The sequence below is a fragment of the Pseudohalioglobus sediminis genome (assembly GCF_008370495.1).
Classification (GTDB): domain Bacteria; phylum Pseudomonadota; class Gammaproteobacteria; order Pseudomonadales; family Halieaceae; genus Halioglobus.
In genome coordinates, this window is sequence record NZ_VTUX01000002.1 from 178,380 (window position 1) to 193,964 (window position 15,585).

15 protein-coding genes are annotated in these 15,585 nt (G+C 60.8%); 2 read left to right on the forward strand and 13 right to left on the reverse strand.

The features are described 5' to 3' along the window. Nucleotides 1-38: 38 nt before the first annotated feature. The 9 genes from F0M18_RS04795 to F0M18_RS20055 form a co-directional block, all read right to left on the reverse strand. Nucleotides 39-2,480 (reverse strand): penicillin acylase family protein, encoded by a 2,442-nt coding sequence (locus tag F0M18_RS04795; RefSeq protein ID WP_188109596.1) that lies wholly within the window; start codon nt 2,478-2,480, stop codon nt 39-41. Nucleotides 2,481-2,595: 115 nt separating this feature from the next. After that, on the reverse strand, nt 2,596-3,360 hold the full coding sequence (locus F0M18_RS04800) for an enoyl-CoA hydratase-related protein (RefSeq protein WP_149610272.1): 765 nt from the start codon (nt 3,358-3,360) through the stop codon (nt 2,596-2,598). A gap of 6 nt (nt 3,361-3,366) precedes the next feature. Then, nucleotides 3,367-4,041, reverse strand: a complete 675-nt coding sequence (locus tag F0M18_RS04805) for a nitroreductase (RefSeq protein WP_149610273.1) — start codon at nt 4,039-4,041, stop codon at nt 3,367-3,369. Between the two features lie 47 nt (nt 4,042-4,088). Further along, nucleotides 4,089-4,907: a crotonase/enoyl-CoA hydratase family protein gene (locus F0M18_RS04810; protein ID WP_149610274.1), complete on the reverse strand. Its 819-nt coding sequence runs from the start codon at nt 4,905-4,907 to the stop codon at nt 4,089-4,091. A gap of 51 nt (nt 4,908-4,958) precedes the next feature. Next, a complete protein-coding gene (locus F0M18_RS04815; protein WP_149610275.1) occupies nt 4,959-6,587 on the reverse strand; it encodes an acyl-CoA synthetase in 1,629 nt (542 codons plus the stop codon). A gap of 9 nt (nt 6,588-6,596) precedes the next feature. Continuing rightward, entirely contained in the window at nt 6,597-7,760 is a 1,164-nt protein-coding gene (locus F0M18_RS04820; protein ID WP_149610276.1) for a thiolase domain-containing protein, read from the reverse strand. Next, nucleotides 7,760-8,818, reverse strand: coding sequence for a thiolase domain-containing protein (locus F0M18_RS04825; protein WP_149610277.1), 1,059 nt, complete (start codon nt 8,816-8,818; stop codon nt 7,760-7,762). Before F0M18_RS04825 ends, F0M18_RS04820 begins: the two co-directional genes overlap by 1 nt. Then, entirely contained in the window at nt 8,811-9,338 is a 528-nt protein-coding gene (locus F0M18_RS20050) for a Zn-ribbon domain-containing OB-fold protein (protein ID WP_223177909.1), read from the reverse strand. The genes F0M18_RS04825 and F0M18_RS20050 overlap by 8 nt, the downstream gene beginning before the upstream one ends. A gap of 10 nt (nt 9,339-9,348) precedes the next feature. Next, a complete protein-coding gene (locus F0M18_RS20055; RefSeq protein ID WP_223177910.1) occupies nt 9,349-9,789 on the reverse strand; it encodes a Zn-ribbon domain-containing OB-fold protein in 441 nt (146 codons plus the stop codon). Nucleotides 9,790-9,993: 204 nt separating this feature from the next. Between F0M18_RS20055 and F0M18_RS04835 the strand changes: the two genes are divergently transcribed. Next, nucleotides 9,994-10,899, forward strand: a complete 906-nt coding sequence (locus F0M18_RS04835; RefSeq protein ID WP_149610278.1) for a VOC family protein — start codon at nt 9,994-9,996, stop codon at nt 10,897-10,899. A 141-nt stretch (nt 10,900-11,040) separates the two neighbouring features. On the opposite strand, the gene F0M18_RS04840 is transcribed toward F0M18_RS04835, so the two are convergent. Beyond that, the gene (locus F0M18_RS04840) at nt 11,041-12,144 is read right to left on the reverse strand and encodes a DUF3089 domain-containing protein (RefSeq protein WP_262500857.1); all 1,104 of its coding nucleotides are present in this window, start codon (nt 12,142-12,144) and stop codon (nt 11,041-11,043) included. A gap of 22 nt (nt 12,145-12,166) precedes the next feature. Continuing rightward, the gene (locus F0M18_RS04845; RefSeq protein ID WP_149610280.1) at nt 12,167-12,919 is read right to left on the reverse strand and encodes a substrate-binding periplasmic protein; all 753 of its coding nucleotides are present in this window, start codon (nt 12,917-12,919) and stop codon (nt 12,167-12,169) included. Between the two features lie 176 nt (nt 12,920-13,095). Between F0M18_RS04845 and F0M18_RS04850 the strand changes: the two genes are divergently transcribed. Beyond that, nucleotides 13,096-13,566 carry a YbjN domain-containing protein gene (locus F0M18_RS04850; protein WP_149610281.1) on the forward strand — a complete coding sequence of 157 codons (471 nt, stop codon included), beginning with the start codon at nt 13,096-13,098 and terminating at the stop codon, nt 13,564-13,566. A gap of 27 nt (nt 13,567-13,593) precedes the next feature. Here F0M18_RS04850 and F0M18_RS04855 read toward each other — a convergent pair whose 3' ends face one another. Both F0M18_RS04855 and F0M18_RS04860 read right to left on the reverse strand, forming a co-directional pair. Then, on the reverse strand, nt 13,594-14,436 hold the full coding sequence (locus tag F0M18_RS04855) for an SDR family NAD(P)-dependent oxidoreductase (protein WP_149610282.1): 843 nt from the start codon (nt 14,434-14,436) through the stop codon (nt 13,594-13,596). Between the two features lie 13 nt (nt 14,437-14,449). Beyond that, nucleotides 14,450-15,478: an AraC family transcriptional regulator gene (locus tag F0M18_RS04860; protein WP_149610283.1), complete on the reverse strand. Its 1,029-nt coding sequence runs from the start codon at nt 15,476-15,478 to the stop codon at nt 14,450-14,452. Between the last annotated feature and the right edge of the window lie 107 nt (nt 15,479-15,585).

Below are 15,585 nucleotides of genomic sequence, written 5' to 3' on the forward strand. Positions count from 1 at the left end.
CGGGTCGGCGCCGCGAATGCGCACCGACCCGTGATACATCACTCTTCCAACATCTCACGACGGATCTCTTGCGCGTCCCGGTCTGCCTCGCAGAACGGCATGTCGATCCAGCCGCCCTCCGAGTAGAGCCGGGTCGCATCCGCGTAGTGATCGGAATCCGGATCAGTGGACTGCGAATAGGTAATCATGGCGTAAGCGTCCGGACAGCTGCCATCGTCCCAGGTGATCGCCTGCATGTAACTGTTGCCATGGGTGATATTGGAGTAGCCCTCGCCATCCACCAGGCTGGACGTGATCACGCTGAACATCATGCTGCCGGAGCCGCCGTGAATGCCGATGCGCTCGCCATTTTTCTCCACATACTGCACTTCTCCCCAGGGGCGATCCATGGGAATGCCGGCCTCAACCAGGCGATCCACCGCCTCGCCCAGCGCTACCCGCACCGCTTCCGCGTTCACCGGGTCGGTGTTGAGCATGGAGGGCGTGGTCACTGGCATGGTCACATCGAAGGGCATGGACCACAGTGTGGGTTCCGAGCGTACTCGCAGCCAGAACTCATAGAACACGTGCCCGCCAACGCTATCCAGCTGGTGCGCGCCGTCCCAGTCCCCCAGCACCTCGCAGGCCTGCGTGGCTTGCCCGGGGTTGGCTGAGTACGGCGACCAGTCCGCGGTCTCGTCGCAAATGGCAACCACATCATCCAGTACCAGTTCCGCAGCGTGGTTGGTGGCCTGGTAGGACAGGTCGCGAATATTGTCGATGTTGAACAGTGGGTCCCCATAGGGGTCGTTCCCGGCGAGGCGATCCTCGGCCATGTTGAAGGTATGCCGGGTGCGTATAGATTGCTCCACCCCTTCGCGGCCAATAATCGGCGAGAAACCTTCCAGCAGGTTACGCGGATTGGACAGCCAGTAGCTGTCGTTGGCATTGGCGCCGTACTCGCGGGTTTCCAGCTTGGGCAGGCTGTCGTAGCCGAAGATGCCCTCGGGGGTGTCCGGGTCGTTGCCCCATTCGCAGGCGGAATCAGAGCCGTCCAGGGTCAGGTTCCCGGCGGCGGTGAGTTGCTCCTGCAGGAAGCCGCGCACACAGTTACTGTATTGGGCCACCGAGACATTGGGCACCACGGAAATATCGCCATAGAACGCATCGCCGTTGCGGTCGGCGGCGATGGTGTTGACCCAGGGGATGCCCAGGTCGGCCAGGGCCGTCTTGAACTCGCCCAGGTCCCGCGCCTGGCCCATATTGCGCCACTGCTCCATGCCGCGCAGGTTTTCCAGGTTGGCATCGCGATAGGTCACCAGCGTGCCCGCCGCATTGGGCCAACCTGACAACAGAGGCGACACGGCGCCAAGGTCGATAATCGGCCCGAAGTGGGACAGGTAGAAGGTGTACTCGACGGTTTCCACACTGCCGTCTGCGGCCACCTGCTCGGCGCTCACCGTCTGCGCAGTGATATCGCGCATTTCCCCGTCGTATTCGTACTGCATCAGGTTATCCGGATTCAGCGTCAGCTCGTAAAACGTGAACCGTGATCCGGTACTCACAGTGTGCGACCAGGCCACGTTCTCATTGAAGCCAATGACCGGTATGGGCAGGCCACCCAGCGCCGCACCCATCACGTTGTATTCGTCACCGAGGCTCACCCGGAAGACGTAAAAGCGCAACTGCCCCTGCCAGGGAAAGTGCGGGTTACCGAAGAGGATGCCGGAGCCCGTCTGCGAGGCGTCCGCGCCCACGGCGTAGGCGTTACTGCCGATTTCCCAACCCTCGGGCAGGCCCATCGCGTCGCGCAATTCACCTGCATCGTAACCGGCCAACATGGTTTCCAGTTCGGCCGGGGTGGCGCTCGGCCGGGCGCTAGCCATGGTTTCTTCAGGCGGCGTCACAGATGTACTGAAGGGCGACAGCGGATCGGAACTCGCGCGCAGGATTGTCTTGTGCAGCAGGCGCGTGACATCCATGTAGTCGACTTCGCGCACCCACTCTGCACCACGGCAACCTTCATCGCCCTCGGCCAGGTTGTCGGCGCCGGTTTCATTGAAATAGCGGTTCACCCCTGCTGCGTAGCCGGTGAAATTGTCCTGTAGCGTTTCCGGCAGGCTGTCGAAAAGGCTCTGGATACGTTCGTCGTTGTTGAACAGCTTGAATACGAAATCCTTGTTGATATCGCCGTCGTCACCTAAATAACGCGCCGACTCGCCCGCGGCATTCACATACTCGCGCATCAGGGTGCAGTAGTTGTCGCGGGCATAGGCATAGCCTACGCCATAACCCAGGCTGCCCCAGTCATCGGCGATCACATGGGGAATGCCGTATTCGGTCCAGACCACTTCCGCCTGGTAGGTCAGTTCGGGTTCCGGTGGCTGCACTGGCGGGTCTACCGGATCCTTGCGATCAGAAGAGTCACTACAGGCAATAGCAAAGACAGATACAGCTGCTACAAGGCAAAGCCGCAGCTTGCTCACGGGTTTGGTTTTCAAGGGCACACCTCTTGGTCGGGTTATTGTTTTTACTTGGATTAACAGTGTAGCAGAGACAGCATCAATCGCTCACCCCTGCAGCTGGCCTCATGACACAGCAAGCGCTGGCGCGGGACTACAGGTTACGGAAATCGGGCTTACGCTTTTCCAGAAATGCGGTCATGGCCTCGATATTCTCCGGTGAACCGGCCTGCCTGGCCATGGCCTCCTGCTCTGCCTGCATGGCGACCTTGATCGCGGGCAAGTGATGCATGCGCAGGGTACGCTTGATCTCCCGCAGCGAGTTCACCGGCCACTGTGCGATTTCCCTTGCCCTGGCTTCTGCATGGGCCAGCACGTCCTCGTCGGGTAACACAGCGGCGACCACACCAGAGTCAAGCGCCTTCCCGGCGTCGATCCACTGCGCCGTGTAAAACAGTTCAGCGGCACGCTGGGCGCCGATGTTGGCGGGCAGCATGTAACTGCTGGCCCATTCCGGGGCCAGGCCCAGGCTGGCAAAGGGCAGGCGCATGCGCAGCGACTCACCGGCGTAAACCATGTCTGCGTGAAACAGCACGGTGGCGCCACCGCCGACCGCTGCACCACGCGCCGCCGCTACCAGCGGCTTATCGAACTCAGCAACGGCAAGCGCCGCGGCATTGAACAATGCCTGGGGATCGACGTCCTGTTCACCGAAGGAGGCCAGGTCCACACCCGCGCTGAAGTTGTCGCCAGCACCGGTAAGCAACACGCAGGTGACTGTGTCATCAATGGCCGCAGCATTGAACACCTCCGCAATACCGGCCCACATCGCGTTGTTGATCGCATTCTTTTTTTCTGGGCGATTCAGGGTGACCAGCAGCACGCCGTCGCGGTTTTCGTTGAGCACCAGATCCGTCATAGAGCCTTATCCGTGGAAGTGAACGACGTCCGTCAGCGCCGCCCTATCGGTGGTACAGGCATTGACCGGCGCATCGGGATCGGGGTGGCCGAAAGAGATACCAAACATGAGTTTGTTGGTGGCATCCACGCCGAGCGTTTCACGCACCAGGTCAGCCTGGAAGCCGAGCGCCGTCTGCGGGCAACTGCCGAGACCGTTTGCGGTCATCGCCAGCATCAGGGTCTGGGCGTACATGCCAAGGTCCGCGGCCTCGCGCAGGCCAAATGGTTCCGGCAGGAACAGGAAGGCCACATGCGGTGCGTCGAAGAAAGTGAAGTTGCGCATGAATTGTTCATGCCGCGCCGCTTTGTCCTCACGGGTGATGCCGACAGAATCGTACAAGGCCTGGGCCGAACCGTACTGCCGTTCCTTATAGACACCGTGGTAGACACCATCGTAGGGGAAGTCCATGGACAACTTCCCTTCCATGAACTGCCGGGGCATTTCACGGCGCAGGGTTTCAATAGCGTCACCGGAGGCTACGTGAGTCTGCCATGGCTGGGTGTTGCAATTGCTGGGGGCTCGCAAGGCTGTGTCAAATACGCGCTGCATGGTTGCCTCGTCTACCGCTTCTGGCAGGAAGGCGCGCAGCGAACGGCGCGCCGCGACAAGGTCAGCAAAGGCTTTGCTCAGGTCTGGCATTGACAGGTCTCTCCGGGGACTACAGGGTGCGACATTATGCGCAGGATTCAACTACCGGTAAACCTGGCAGGGCGTTTCTCCTTGAAGGCGCGCATGCCTTCCTTGGCGTCGCTGGAAGCAAATACCGGCCCGGCCAGTGCGTCGGAGGCCAGCATCGCCTCGTCCTCCGCCATGCATTCCTGGTGCTGGCGCAGTGAGGTCACTACCGCCTTCACCGCCAGTGGTCCATTGGCGCAAATTTTGGTGGCATACTCGCGCGCGGCTTCCAGAACGGTTCCGGCTGGCACGACCTTGTTGACCAGCCCGTAATCCAGCGCCTGCTGCGCGGTGATGTGTTCACCACAGAGCAGCATTTCCGCAGCCAGGCAGTATGGAATCTGCCGGCGCAGTCGGATGGTGGAGCCTGACATCGGATACAGGCCGCGCGCGACTTCGGTGATACCGAACACGGCGTTGTCTGCCGCGACGCGAATGTCTGTACCCTGCAGAATCTCGGTGCCGCCAGCGAGCGCATAGCCCTCGACAGCCAGTATCAGGGGCTTGTTGGGACGGTTGTCACGCAGCAGCGCCTGCCAGTGCACATTGGGCACTTCCGCCATCAGCGCCATGAATTCCTCGGTGGCGTCGTGTTTGTCGTCCGCACCGGCTTTCAGGTCCATGCCTGCGCAGAAGGTATCGCCGTTTGCGGTGAGAATCGCGCAGTAGAGATCGTCCCGTTCATCCAGCAGGCGCCAGGCCCGGTAAAGTCCCAGTAACATCTGCGAGTTGAAGGCGTTCTTGGCCTCGGGGCGATTCAGGGTGACAAGCAGTACATTGCCCTCCTGCTCGACAATGCAGGTTTCGGTACTGATATCCAGTTCAGCCATGTGTTCTCCAGAGAGTCTGATGTTTGTTGCGCGGCGGACCTGCCCGATTGCTCAATCGACGCGGTGAGCGCCGGATAATGCGATAGCCAGTGCCTGCGGATAGGCCGGTTTCCCGCTGGGTGCACGCGGCACTTCGTCCACTATGTGCAGTTCGCGCGGGACCTTGTAGCCGGCGATATGCTTGCGCGCATCCGCCTGCACCGTCTCGAGATCGAGTGTTGCATCGTCACGTACCGAGACGACCGCCGTGACCTTGTTACCGAAGCGCTCGTCCGGTGTGGCGACCACCAGGCAGTCAAAGATATCCGGGTTGGCTTTCAATGCCTGTTCGACTTCCTCGGGGAAGATTTTCTCGCCACCGCTATTGATGCAGTTGGAGCCACGCCCAAATACCGTGATGGTGTCGTCCTCTTCCAGGCGTGCCTCGTCACCCAGCAACAACCAGGGTTTGCCGTCTACTTCGACGATGGTTTTGGCCGTTTTTTCGGCATCGTTGTAATAGCCGGTTGGGATATGGCCGCTGCGTGCGAATATACCCATTTCTCCGCGCTCGACATGGCGGTGCGGCTCGCCCTCTACGTCTGCAATCACCGACATGAATTCGCTCTTGGTGACATTACCCAGGCCCTGCCCTTTCTTGCCGCCGCCGTCCATGCCCATACTGCCACTCTCGGACGATCCGAAAGAATTGGTGATGAACACGTTGGGGAAGTGTTGCTTGAACGCCTCCTGTTTGGATTCGGAAAACACCGCACCACCAGAACCGACATTGAAAACCGAACTCAGATCCCAGCGACCGGGGTTTGCGTCCAGCGCATCGAGCAGCGGGATCGCCATGGCATCACCGACAATGGAGATGGCGTTGACCTTCTCCTTCTCCACGATATCCCAGATCTGCTCACCCACCAGTGAACGGTAGGGGCTGAGCACCACTGTGTTGCCGGCCAGCAACTGGATGCAGGCATACCACCAGCAGGCACCGTGCATCAGCGGGGCCAGGGCCATACCGATGATCGGGAAATCACCGATACGCTCGGCAATCTGTTCAGGCCGGGTAATCGCCCCGTCGGGATGGAACCAGCCGCCGCCGCCCATGGCAGCATAGAATACCGCCTTGTGCGGCCACATCACGCCCTTCGGCATGCCGGTGGTGCCACCGGTGTAAAGAATGAACAGGTCGTCATCGGCGCGCTCTGCAAAGTCGCGCTGGTCACTACAGGGAGCGATCGCCTCTTCATATGCTGCGGCGCCAATGCTGGCAGCATCGGCATCACTGCCGTCTTCTACATAGACAAATGTATGCAAATCGGGAGCGCTGTCGCGTACCTGTGCGATATACGGGATGAACTCCCGGTTGTGAATACAGGCGACCAAATCGGCGTTGTCGAAGATGTAGAGGAGTTCCTCCTCCACGTAGCGATAGTTCACATTAATCGGCACCGCACGAATCTTGAAGCAGGCCAGCATCCCCTCGAGATACTCGTTGCAGTTGTACAGGTACAGGCCTACATGATCACCGGCACCCACGCCGCGAGAGGCCAGATAGTGGGCAAGTCGATTGGCCCGCGACTCCAGCTCGGCGAAGGTCGCCCGCTGTTCACCACAGACCAGTGCATCCCTGGCCGGCACCTTGTCGGCAACTATTTCGAAAAGATCTGCGAGATTGAAATGCTTCTTCATGGACCGCTCCTAGGCTTTATCGGCGCCGACTACCCACATGGCAAAGAACTGTGCGCCACCACCGTAGGCGTGGCCCAGCGCCAGTCTGGCGCCCTCGACCTGGTGGTCTCCGGCATCACCGCGCACCTGTCGCGCCGCTTCTGCGAAACGAATCATGCCAGAGGCCCCGATGGGATTGGAGGACAATACGCCACCGGAGGGATTCCAGGGAATGTCACCGCCCTCGTCCAGCGAGGTGGCGCCCTCCATGGTCAGCTTCCAGCCCTCGCCTTCCGGGGCAAATCCGAGGTTCTCCAGCCACATGGGTTCGTACCAGCTGAACGGCACATACACTTCCGCACAGTCCAGGTCGCGCCGTGGATCAGTGATGCCCGCCTGCGCATACACATCGGCGGCACAGTCTTTGCCCGCCTGTGGATTCACCTCTTCCCTGCCCGCATACATTGTCGGCTCTGAACGCATTGCAACGCCGCGAATCCAGGCCGGGGGTTTGGCCGATTGCTCCGCCAGCTCTTCATTGGCGATCACCATGGCGCAGGCACCGTCAGAGGACGGGCAGGACTCGAGAAAACGAATCGGGTCCCACAACATGAAGGACTCCTTCACTTCCTCCATGGTGATATCCGGACGCTGCAGATGCGCCAATGGATTGCGCGCGCCGTGCAGCCGGTCTTTCACCGCGACTTTTATGCCGACATCGTCCGGGGCGTTCGAACGGCGCATATACTCGCGGATAATCGGGGCGAAGTAGCCACCGGCGCCCGCATTCAGGTGGGTGGAAAACGGTTGCGGGTTGGACAGCGCCCACATCGCGTTGGACTCGGACTGCTTCTCAAAAGCCACCGTCAGCACCCTGTTGAACGCGCCGCTCTGCACATGGGAAGCGGCAACCAGGGCCGTCGAGCCGCCGACGGATCCCGCAGTATGCACGCGCAACATGGGCTTGCCGTTGCAACCGAGCGCATCGGTGAGATAAATCTCCGGCATGATGACGCCCTCGAACATATCCGGTGCCTTGCCAAGAATGACCGCGTCAATATCGTCCCAGCCGATACCGGCGTCGTCGAGCGCGTTCTGCGCCGCCTCCCGCACCAGTCCCGCTATGGAGACATCATCGCGCTTGGTGGTGTACTTGGTCTGGCCGATGCCGACCACTGCTGCCAGATTCGCCATTACGCCTTCTCCACTACGGTAACCAGGTTGTGTTGCAGGCAGGGGCCTGACGTGGCATGCGCCACACCGCGCTGCGCTTCGCCCGCAACAATGCGATTGAAGACCTCCCCTACACGTGCCAGTCCCGATGCCATCATCAGGTTGCCGGCCAGGACGCCGCCGCTGGGATTGATATCTGTTTGCTCCCCGAGCCCCAGCGCACGCGCCAGGATCAGTTCCTGGTGGCTGAACGGGGCGTAGAGTTCAGCCACGTCAACCGGCCCGTCGCCCACGCCAGCGCGCTCTGCGGCCAGGCGTGTGGACGCGGAATCGGTCAGGTCTCGCATGCCGATATGGTGAGTCTCGATACGGTGATCGATACCGCGTATCAGTGCGTACGGCACACCCCACTCCCTGGCCTTGTCTTCGGTGCAGATGATCATTGCCGCGGCGCCGTCAGACACCGGGCAGCAGTCGACACGACGCAGCGGCGACAGGTAGGTCTCTTCCGCCAGCACATCGTCCACGCTGATATCACCGGCAAGCTGCGCATTCGGATTTTGCCGGGCATTGCGTCTTGAGCGGGAAACGACGGCAGCCATATCGCGCTCGGTAATCACGCCCTGCTCCAGCAACAGGCGCGCCTGCATGGCAGCCAGCGACACCGTGTCAATCCACTGTGGCGCCAGGTAATAGGGATCCAGCTGCTGGGACAGCACGATCGGCAGCTCTCCAGGTGAGGACTTGCCAAAGCCGTAGATCAGCGCCGACTCGGCACTGCCCATGCGGATTTTCAGGATTGATTCGTACAGAGCCCAGGCCGCATCCATTTCAACGTGCGACTCCTTGATCGGTGGCACCGCACCGAGGGCATCGACACCGGCGACGAAGGCGAAAGCAGCGCCCTGCATATAGTCACAGCTGCCGGAACACACGAAATCCACGTCCTGGGCATTGTTGATACCCACCTGCCCGTACACTTCATTGAGCACCGGCATGATCATTTCCACCTCGTTGCAGGCACCGGCGTCGGCCACGGCCCGCGACTGGTGGTAAGCCACGATAGCTATATCACGCATCACTCATGCCCTCCCAGCCGCTAACCGGCAGCTTGCCGATTTGCGCCACCGGCACATCGGGTTCGTCCAGCGGCTTGAAGTAACGGATGTTGTCCATGGAATAGTCCCACTCTTCTTCCGGCTTCCATACCGCCTGCACGCGCTGGCCGATACGGACGTCCTCGTTGACGCATTCACTCATCAGGTGAATGAAGGAAATATTGGCGCCGTCGAGCACCAGGTTAGCGATGATATAGGGCGGCTTTATCGGGTTGTTGGGTATGGGTATCGATACGATAGTAAAGGACTGCACGGTCGCCTTGTCCGGCAGCACCAGTTCTTCTTCCGTGGCCACACCACAGGCCGCGCAGGAACCGCGTGGTGGTATGTACACCTGCTGGCAACGCGGACAGCGCTGGCCGGTCAATTTGCCATTCTTTACCTGGCTCAGGAACCGCGCCGGCCCCGCTCCCGCGGTAAAGTTATACTTGAGGTACACCGGTACATCGATGCCGGTTATCGTATCTTGTTGGTCCGCCATTACAGTTCCCCTATACCAGTTCAAAGCCGGCTATGTCGGTGATGAAACCCACGGTTTCATCGGCCCAGCGAGCGCGCACACGCGCACCGGTGTGCAGATCGCTTTCATCACCGGCCTGCACCCAGTGCACCATGGGTACATCGGCGCCATCTAGGCGAATCATTGCCCAGGCGAACGGCTCTGTGCTGGGGTGCGCTTCCCTGGGATGCTTGACCCAGGCCCAGCTGACGATTTCGCCCTCACTGGACACGTCAACGAACTCGGACAATTCCGCAGCCGTGTCGGGGTCGTATTCCATGGGCGGCACGACTACACGTCCGTCGCTGGCGCGGATGCCGACTATCTTGCGGTCACGCAAGCCAGTAAGAAACCGTCCCACCACGGGACCGGTAGATCGGGTGTAGGTGTAACCCAGTTCAAAAGCCTGGTTGAGAATCTCGGACTCTGGCACTGCCGTTGCCCTCCTGCGATCAGAAATAAGCGAACAGGCAGTATCAAAGGAATGACATAAGCGCTCAATGACCCATCTAATCAACTCGCAGTGACTTTTCAGATCACTATGATGAACCGTGCCCGTGATAACGTCGCAAGAGTGTGGCCAGCCCGCAGAATATGCCGATAATGAACCTCTACATCCAACCTTCAGGAGAAACAGATGTCCGTCTCAGCTTCAGGCTACTTGCGTATAGGCGCCACCGACGTGGACGCGTGGATGAATTTCGGCACGGATGTGCTCGGCCTGATGGATGCACAGCGCGAAGACTCCGCCGGCGCGCGCTTCCTGCGCATGGACGACCATCCCTTCCGGCTGATGATCGAACCCGCGGAGGCAGACGGCCTGCTCGCCACTGGCCTGGAATTCCCCTGCGCCGATTCCTGGCAACGCACCTGCGAAGCGGCTGCAGAAGCGGGTCGCCCGGTAACCCAGGGCTCAGCCGAGGAAGCGAAGCGTCGCGGCGTCACCGCCTTTGCCACCACCTCAGACCCTGCAGGCAACACCCTGGAGTTGTTCTGGGGACGCGAACTGGACTACACGCCGCTGGTGTCACCGCAGGGTATCTCGGGTTTTGTGACCACCTACCAGCAAACCGGTGATCTCGGCTTCGGCCACCTGGTGCTACCCGCGCCGGAGATCGACGCTGCAGCGGCGTTCTACACAGACGTGATCGGCATGGGCCTCACTGACACCCTCTACCCGCCCGGCATGGACGGCATGAAGATACAGTTCTATCACGCCAATAACCCGCGCCAGCATTCCCTGGCCCTGTTCAATGGGCCACACCCCCTCGGCGTGGTGCATATCATGGTCGAGGTCAGCAGTATGGATGAGGTTGGTGGTGCCATGGACAGGGCCAAGTCAGCCGGTGTGCATTTCCTGGCCACGCTGGGGCGGCATGTCAACGACAACATGTGCTCCGTGTATCTGCTGGCGCCGGGGGGCATCGCGGTGGAATACGGCTATGACGGCATGTTGATCGACTACGAAAATCACGTGCCCACTGTCAGTACGGAAGGCGACCTCTGGGGCCATGAGTACAGCTTTCCCGGGGTGAACGACTGAGCCCTGCTCGCCTCAGCGCACTCGCCGTCAGAGTCGTTGCACCGAGGCTTTACTTTTAAACCCGGGGCGCAGTAGCAGGCGCGGCTTCTGCTGCGGCGGGGTTTTGCGCATACATTGGCCGGTGACGTCACCCTTACCGCTTCAGGGCATGCTGTCAGCCTGCACCTCGACCAGCCGCAGCAGGTCGCCGATGGTGTAGTTGAAATCCGCCTGGTGCAGGCTGCCGCCCAGCACCAGTTGCACCAGCTCCGGCGGCACCGTGGGTTGCCGCTCCTGCTGCACCGTGCCAATGGACAGGTAACCATTGCTGTCGCAGGACGCTGTGTGCATCTGCGGCCAGCCTATCCAGCTGGTCTCCACGCCTTCCGGGAAAGGGATACCTTCCTGGTCGTTATAAATCATGTTGGCGAGTAAGCCGGGTTCACCACCGAGGCGGGTTGGGTCGACACAGGGCAAGGCCTGCTCACGCTGCGGGCGCTCGGCCCCTTCTGCATTGGTGTCGTAGGCGACAATGCAGGCATTATCGGTTGCGTGTGTACACAGCGGGATATTGGCGAAACTGCCCCCGACGACCTCGCCCTCGGGCACCTCGAGCCAGCCCACCGGGCCGATGACCAGCGCCGAGATCAACCTGTTACGCAATGCGGCGTTATTCTCGAAACGCCGCGCCAGCAGCTCCAGCAGCATGTGCGACCCCTGGGAGTGCCCCATGAGTACGAAGTTGCGACCGGGATTCTCCAGCAGGTACTGCTCAAAGGCCTCTTCCACATCAGCAAAGGCGCTGCTGAAGTAGCTGCTGTTGCGCACATCCTCGACCCCGTAGCTGCCAATGGTCATTTGCCGGTATTTGGGGGCAAAAACGCGGCACACACTGTTGAAACGCGCCGCCTGGTTCACCAGTGGCCGCAACATCAGGTTTTCACCGGCCTCGAGGTCGAGCATGTTGCCCGGTTCACTGCGCTGGTCCACGGTGGGATACACGTAGAAGCAGTCGAATTCCGGGTCAGCGGCGATTTCATGCTGGTACACGACCTGGCTGTTGTCTTCCTGGATATGGGTGATGGTCTGGTCCAGATCGCGGCAGCGATCCTGCGCTATGCCCGGCTTGCACAGCCACAAATCATCTGCGGCGTAGGGCCCGGGCCGCGCCGGCGCGTCACTGCTGTCACTGCACCCCGCCAATACCAGGCACATTGCCAGTCCGCAGCCACGAAGCCAGGCACCAGTCATCTTGTCTTTTCGCATGCTCACGTGCAGCTGTCCCTCCTCACTCCACTTCCACGGTGACGGGTATCCAGCGGTTCAGGATGTACTGCAGCGTGCCGTTCTGGTTCATCAAGGCCAGCGCCCGGTTCAGCTCTGTCAGCAACGCGGTATTGTCCGGCGCCACAGCCCAGGCCAGCATCTCCTCGGTAAGCGGGGAATACAGGCTTATCAGGTCATCATTGTCCATGCCGTTGGCCAGCTGCCAGCTGGTGGGGGCATCGTGGATGTAGAGGTCAATGATGTCATTGCGCAGCCCCTTGAAGGCTGACTCCGGGTCGTCGAAGAAGCTGATCTGTGCATCCTGGAGTTCACGCTCGGCAAAGGCGGCGCCGGTAGTGCCCGGCTCGACGCCGATACGCACGCCCTCTCGGTACACCGACCACGGCTGCGAAAAGCGGCCCAGTTTGCTCTTGTGCATGATGGCCATTTGGCCCACGCGCAGGTAAGGGTCGGAAAAACGCACCTCCCTGCTGCGCTCTGCGGTAACACTCAACCCTGACATCAGCACGTCCACCTTGCCCGCCAGCAGGGCAGGAATAAGCTGGTTAAAGGGTATTTCGACAATCTCGACCGGGCGCGAGATGATCTCACCAACCGCCTTGGCGGCGTCCGCCTCGATGCCGAGATAACGCCCGTCCTGCTTGAAATGCAGCGGCGGATAGTCAGCTGACATGCCCACACGCAAGGCGCCGGCTGCCGTGGCCGTAGACGTGATCAGCAGCAGACAGATTGCTGCGAAGTAGTGTTTGAACATGTTATCTCCTTATTGCTGTCGCACCTGCCCAGCCGCGAGCTGGCCTGCTCGCAGCACTTTAGCATTCGAGCGGCGGCAGCCAACAGGTTTTTCTGGCTGCAGGCGCCCATGCCCGCTTGGGCGGGCGACGGATGTGCCGTAGAATGCCGCTTTGACCTGAGCGCGATGATATACAGATGAGTTCACCCCGGGCAATTGACAAGGCAACCGTTGAGCAGTGGCTGGCAGAAGCGAGAGTAGAGTTCTTTACCTGCGACCGCTGTGAGGGCCTGCACCTGAGTACGCTGCAGGAAACCGAGGGTGTGATCGACAGCCGCCTGTTCCTGGAACCCTGGGGGCTGCTGTTAACCACAGAGCTGGAGATCAGGCCCATGGCCTTGCTGCCACTGGCCGCGGACCTGGGCCGGCTGAATATGGACTACCCCACGCTTAAGCTGTTCCAGGATGTGGTAGACGATGCCACACCACAGCTGGTGGCGGCGGGAACCTGTCTCGGGGGCGCGGGGCTGAACCTGGAACAGTTCGCCGACTTTGTCGCCAATACCATCCGCGTCACCCGCCAGGTCGCCGCCGAGTGCCTGCAACTGAACTACCTGTTCGCGCAAGCGGATCCGGACATGCAACCGGGATCAAGCGCCCTGCATTGAGAACAGCGCACTGGCACCGCAGCCCTGTTACGACGGGCGCAGCTTGCTCAGGCCGAAACGCTTGCTCAATATAGCGTCAAACAGCTTCATCGGCAGCACACGTTTCAGCATGACGAACTTTACGCTACCCGCGCCGCCGCGAATCACAGCAGGCGGGTTCTGGCGCAGCAGTTTATCCACCACCGGTTCGACAAATTCATCTGTCGGCGTCGCATTCTGCTGACCGGCCTGCGCCCTGGCGCGCACACCGGCCTCTATGGGCTTGTAGACTGAATCCTCGGGGAGGCGAATTGCCTCCTCCGCATGATCGCCGAAGGAGGAACGTACGCCACCCGGCTGGATTGTGATGGTGCGTATACCCAGCGGGGCCAGTTCCATGCGCAGTGCGTCAGTCAGCGAGTGCAGGCAGGCTTTACTGGAACAGTAGGCACCGGCAAACGGTGTGGTGAACAGGCCCACGATACTGCCCACGTTCACCAGGTCGGCCACGCCCCGGGACGCCACCGCCTTGCGCAACAGCGGCAGAGCGGCGCGGGTCACGGCGACTGGCGCGATAACATTGGTCTCGTACTGCCGACGCAGGTCCTCTCGCTGCAGGTCCAACACTGCCCCGACCTGCGAGAACCCGGCGTTGTTGACCAGCATATCCAACTGCCCCGCTTCGGCGCTGACGATATCCATGGCAGCACTGATGCTCTGTTCATCGTTGACGTCCAGCGCCAGTGTGCGCAGGCCCTTGTCCGCCAGTTCCTGCAGGGTCTCGGGACGCCGGGCCGTGGCATACACCCGGTGACCACGCCCGTGCAGGCTCAGGGCGAGGCTGCGGCCGATGCCGCTTGAGCAGCCGGTGATCAGCACTGTCTTGGTCATTGTGATACTCCTGTCAGGTAGTCTTCGCTTGCGCCGACCAGCTCCCCTGTTCGGCCCATTTCCTGGGTGATACGCCATACCAGCTACGAAAGCTGCGGCTGAAAGCACTCAGCTCGCTGTAGCCTAACACCATTGCCAGCTGGGTAAGCTGCATATCTCCGCGGCGCAGGTGGAAGGTGGCGATCTCCCTGCGCACGTTTTCCAGAATCTGGCGGAAACTTGTTTGCTCGGTTTCGAGACGCGCCTGGATGGTTCGCGTTGTCGTCGCCAGCGTCTGCGCGACACGGGGCAATGTGCACTCCCCTGTGGGCAGCAGGCGACGGATCATATCCTCGACCATGCGCGCGGTGGATTGCGCACTGCCCAGAGGTGTCGCGGTGAAATAATCCCCCAGCGCTGTGCGCAGTTCCTGGTCGCGCCCGGGCAAAGACTGTTCGATCAGTGAAGGCGCCACATGCATTTCAACCGCGCTGGAACCAAAGCGCACGCGGCGCGCAGGCAGTGCAGCATAGACGGACACATCTGCCGGTTCGGCGATTGGCAGGATGATTTCCTCGGCCATGAAATCGACACCGCAGAACTGGCGCATGATATTACCCATCATGCCCGCGGCCACATCGTAGACCTGGCGAGTGCCTGGCTGGTCATTACGCGGCAGGCCATAGCTGAGCATGACCGAACCCGGGTAACGCCAGATGCGCACCCGCCCATAGGTATCGTGGATGCGGTAAAACTGTGACAGGGTCTGCCAGGCGCCGCCCACGGTATCGGCCTGGGTCATGATAATCCCCACCGTGCCGAGGGTTTCGGCGTTGCCGCGACGCGCCATCAACAGGCCAAAATGCGGCGTGGCTGTAGCCTCAGCAGCGCAGTGCATCAGGCGCATATAGCTGGAGTAAGGCAGAAAGGTGCCGCGGATGCTCATGACTTCCGGCGCCACATCCGCCTCCCGCAACAGCGCTGACACGTCACCGCCCAGCGCCTCAACGGTGCTGGCGAAATATTCCAGCACCCCGCCTCGTATGTAGGATTGCAGCTGCATGCCTGTAGATTGCCTTAGTCGTTCAGCTGCGGAAATTGTCAAAAGAAGCGCACAAATTGTCAAGCGGCGACGGCTGCTTTAACTACACTACTCAGTGTCAGTAAGCG

What these genes read in the sequence shown, in the direction of transcription:
- F0M18_RS04805 (WP_149610273.1), bottom strand. Translation starts at nt 4,041, where the DNA reads ATGCCAGACCTGAGCAAAGCCTTTGCTGACCTTGTCGCGGCGCGCCGT.
- F0M18_RS04825 (WP_149610277.1), bottom strand. Translation starts at nt 8,818, where the DNA reads ATGCGTGATATAGCTATCGTGGCTTACCACCAGTCGCGGGCCGTGGCC.
- F0M18_RS04850 (WP_149610281.1), top strand. Translation starts at nt 13,096, where the DNA reads ATGAGTTCACCCCGGGCAATTGACAAGGCAACCGTTGAGCAGTGGCTG.
- F0M18_RS04860 (WP_149610283.1), bottom strand. Translation starts at nt 15,478, where the DNA reads ATGCAGCTGCAATCCTACATACGAGGCGGGGTGCTGGAATATTTCGCC.
- F0M18_RS04800 (WP_149610272.1), bottom strand. Translation starts at nt 3,360, where the DNA reads ATGACGGATCTGGTGCTCAACGAAAACCGCGACGGCGTGCTGCTGGTC.
- F0M18_RS04855 (WP_149610282.1), bottom strand. Translation starts at nt 14,436, where the DNA reads ATGACCAAGACAGTGCTGATCACCGGCTGCTCAAGCGGCATCGGCCGC.
- F0M18_RS04810 (WP_149610274.1), bottom strand. Translation starts at nt 4,907, where the DNA reads ATGGCTGAACTGGATATCAGTACCGAAACCTGCATTGTCGAGCAGGAG.
- F0M18_RS04835 (WP_149610278.1), top strand. Translation starts at nt 9,994, where the DNA reads ATGTCCGTCTCAGCTTCAGGCTACTTGCGTATAGGCGCCACCGACGTG.
- F0M18_RS20050 (WP_223177909.1), bottom strand. Translation starts at nt 9,338, where the DNA reads ATGGCGGACCAACAAGATACGATAACCGGCATCGATGTACCGGTGTAC.
- F0M18_RS04820 (WP_149610276.1), bottom strand. Translation starts at nt 7,760, where the DNA reads ATGGCGAATCTGGCAGCAGTGGTCGGCATCGGCCAGACCAAGTACACC.
- F0M18_RS04840 (WP_262500857.1), bottom strand. Translation starts at nt 12,144, where the DNA reads ATGCGAAAAGACAAGATGACTGGTGCCTGGCTTCGTGGCTGCGGACTG.
- F0M18_RS04815 (WP_149610275.1), bottom strand. Translation starts at nt 6,587, where the DNA reads ATGAAGAAGCATTTCAATCTCGCAGATCTTTTCGAAATAGTTGCCGAC.
- F0M18_RS04845 (WP_149610280.1), bottom strand. Translation starts at nt 12,919, where the DNA reads ATGTTCAAACACTACTTCGCAGCAATCTGTCTGCTGCTGATCACGTCT.